The sequence below is a fragment of the Microcystis sp. LEGE 08355 genome (assembly GCF_015207185.1).
Taxonomy (GTDB): Bacteria; Cyanobacteriota; Cyanobacteriia; order Cyanobacteriales; family Microcystaceae; genus Microcystis; species Microcystis panniformis.
The window spans coordinates 1-2,476 of the sequence record NZ_JADEXI010000639.1; the positions used below are offsets into that span (position 1 = coordinate 1).

At 45.0% G+C, this 2,476-nt stretch carries 3 protein-coding genes; 2 read left to right on the top strand and 1 reads right to left on the bottom strand.

What is annotated here, in order from left to right:
* Positions 1 to 40 precede the first annotated feature (40 nt).
* Complete coding sequence (locus tag IQ242_RS22295) at positions 41 to 835, top strand: CPBP family intramembrane glutamic endopeptidase (RefSeq protein ID WP_193961445.1); 795 nt, start codon at positions 41 to 43, stop codon at positions 833 to 835.
* Here IQ242_RS22295 and IQ242_RS22300 read toward each other — a convergent pair.
* Entirely contained in the window at positions 818 to 1,615 is a 798-nt protein-coding gene (locus IQ242_RS22300) for a Tab2/Atab2 family RNA-binding protein (RefSeq protein WP_193961446.1), read from the bottom strand. The genes IQ242_RS22295 and IQ242_RS22300 overlap by 18 nt on opposite strands.
* Before the next feature lie 150 nt (positions 1,616 to 1,765).
* Here IQ242_RS22300 and rimM point away from each other — a divergent pair, with 150 nt between their 5' ends.
* Positions 1,766 to 2,344, top strand: coding sequence for a ribosome maturation factor RimM (gene rimM / locus IQ242_RS22305; protein WP_193961447.1), 579 nt, complete (start codon positions 1,766 to 1,768; stop codon positions 2,342 to 2,344).
* Positions 2,345 to 2,476: the final 132 nt, after the last annotated feature.

The following is a 2,476-nucleotide window of genomic DNA, read 5'->3' on the forward strand; positions in this document are numbered from 1 at the left end:
CCACACCCCACACCCCCACTTCAATAACACCTAATTGACAATGGACATGGCTGCCTTAATAAAAATTATTATTTTCCTGTTAGCCTGGTTAATTCTCTGGCTGCCCATTGCCATTGGTTTAGGGAGTCGTTTGGGATGGCAACCGCTGCAAGGGACAAAACCTGACCAAAAATTGCCCCTGGTGGCCTCTCTTTACGCCTTGGCTCCCTTAGTTATCTGGGTATTATTGAAGACAGAGGGGAGCAGCCTCCATAATTACGGATTAATTGGCTCATTTCCCCTATTTATCTCCCTAACTAAAGGATTAATCCTGGCAGTGGTGGGATTAGGGATAATTTTTTTTCTAGAGGGGATTTTGACATGGGTACATTGGCAGCCCAAAAATCTAACTCGTGCTTTTTCCTTGAGTTTACCCCTGTTGATAGTGGCCCTCTGGGTGGGTATTACCGAGGAATTAATCTTTCGGGGCATTTTTTTGAGCCAATTAAGCCAAGAATACGGTTTTTGGGTGGCGGGAGCCATTTCTAGCCTAATTTTTGCCCTGCTGCACCTGCTTTGGGAACGTCAGCAAACTCTGCCGCAACTACCCGGTTTATTTCTGATGGGGATGGTTCTGGTCTGGGCGCGGGCGATCGATCATGGTAGTTTAGGATTAGCTTGGGGACTTCATAGCGGTTGGGTATGGGGATTAGCTTTGCTAGACAGTGCCGAATTGATGTCTTACAGCGATTCTGGGTTAGTTTGGGTTAAAGGTATCTATAACCAACCTTTAGCGGGTTTAGCGGGTATTATTTGCCTCTTGGGGACAGCTTGGGGGTTAAACCTGCTTCAGTAGCCAAAAGCCGGTAAAAGTGCCACCAGAATCATCCGGTTGTATGAGGAGAAAGTGCAAACCTTGGCTTTCCTCTTTGGTTGCTTGATAAACATTGGCTGCCCGGGCCACTTCTTCATCTTCGTAGGTCAGGAAAATCCAACGCTCATTTAGACCCGATTCCAAAACTAAACCGCCCGATCGCCCCCTTTCTGTGGGAATATGATCGATAAATACCGGGTTAATTTCCCCTAACCAACGAGCGATCGCCAGAGATTTTTTACCACCGGTAATAACCACACCGGGGATCATTAAAGTGGAGGCTAAACCTAGTTTTAAAGGGTAAAAGGCCTCTGGTAGGGAAAGAATCGGTATTCGGCGATCGCCAAAAAAGTTAACTAAATCAACGGCGGGAAAACGAGCAAAACGCCACTCTTGACCTAAAAATTGCTCCGGTAGGGGTTGCGGTGGAGGAGAGTCGATATTGATAGGGATTTGGCGTAATTCTAGCTGTTTTTTCAGAGCCTTAACGTGACGGGTTAACTCAATTTTGATCTGTAAATTTTGGCCGGCGAGGAGAAATAAATTGGCGCATTGGGGGCGAAAAACTTGGATAATTTCCGGGGGGGAGACTTGACAAGCTTGCTGTAACTGTTGGGTTAACCAGTCGCTATTAGCTTGGGATTGGGGACAGGAATTTTCATAGATAAGATGACCAAGAGAATCGGAAATTAACAATTGCCAGACTGTGCCAAGAGAAGGAGAAGATGAAGATTTATAAAAATCCGCTTGCCAAATAGTCATAATTCAGTAAAAAGCCACCAGTAAAAAGTCAAAAAATGGTCAGGAGTAGAGGTCAACTAAAAATTTTACCCTACCAAGACTTTAAAAATCTAGGAGCGAGACAAAAAAGGCTATATACTAGGGAAAGCTATAGCAAAAAATATTAAGACAATGGAAGAAAATTGGCTAGAAATTGGGACAATAGTAGCACCCCAGGGACTGGAGGGAGAATTGCGAGTTTTATCGGTATCAGATTTTCCCGAACGTTTTCAGAAGCGAGGTATTAGGGGAATACAAGGGACTCAAGGGGGAGAAATCCGAGAAATTACTCTGCTCAGGGGACGTGAGCTACCGGGCAAAAATGTTTATATTATCAAGTTAGAGGGGGTTGAAAATCGGGAACAGGCCGAAGCTTTGCGCGGATATAAATTATGGGCGAATAAACTAGAAAAACCTCGCCTAAAAGCGGATGAATATCATGTTAGTGAGCTAGTAAACTTAGAAGTTTATCATCACCTGACAGGAGAAAAAATCGGGGTTGTAGTAGATATTTTGCGGGCGGGTAATGACATTTTAGCAGTGCAACTAGAAGCAAATCTAGCTTCCGTCAAGAAAAAAAGTCCATCCTCCGACTCAGAGGCCACGGCCCTGGTCCCCTTTGTCAAAGAAATTGTTCCACTGGTGGATCTGAAAGCGGCACGCATCGAGATTGCGCCACCACCGGGGTTATTAGAGATCAATTTATCCTAGTGGGACTTAAACGATCAACAAGAGTATAATAGAGCATAATCGTTATAGAGTAAGCACTTGACGTTGAGAGAGCAGCGATGAAAGAGACAACCCCAGTCGCGATGCCTCCCTGCTTTCACCGATGGTGTGGAC

Coding starts and splice junctions, on each gene's coding strand:
- IQ242_RS22295 (WP_193961445.1), top strand. CDS start 41: ATGGACATGGCTGCCTTAATAAAAATTATTATTTTCCTGTTAGCCTGG.
- rimM (WP_193961447.1), top strand. CDS start 1,766: ATGGAAGAAAATTGGCTAGAAATTGGGACAATAGTAGCACCCCAGGGA.
- IQ242_RS22300 (WP_193961446.1), bottom strand. CDS start 1,615: ATGACTATTTGGCAAGCGGATTTTTATAAATCTTCATCTTCTCCTTCT.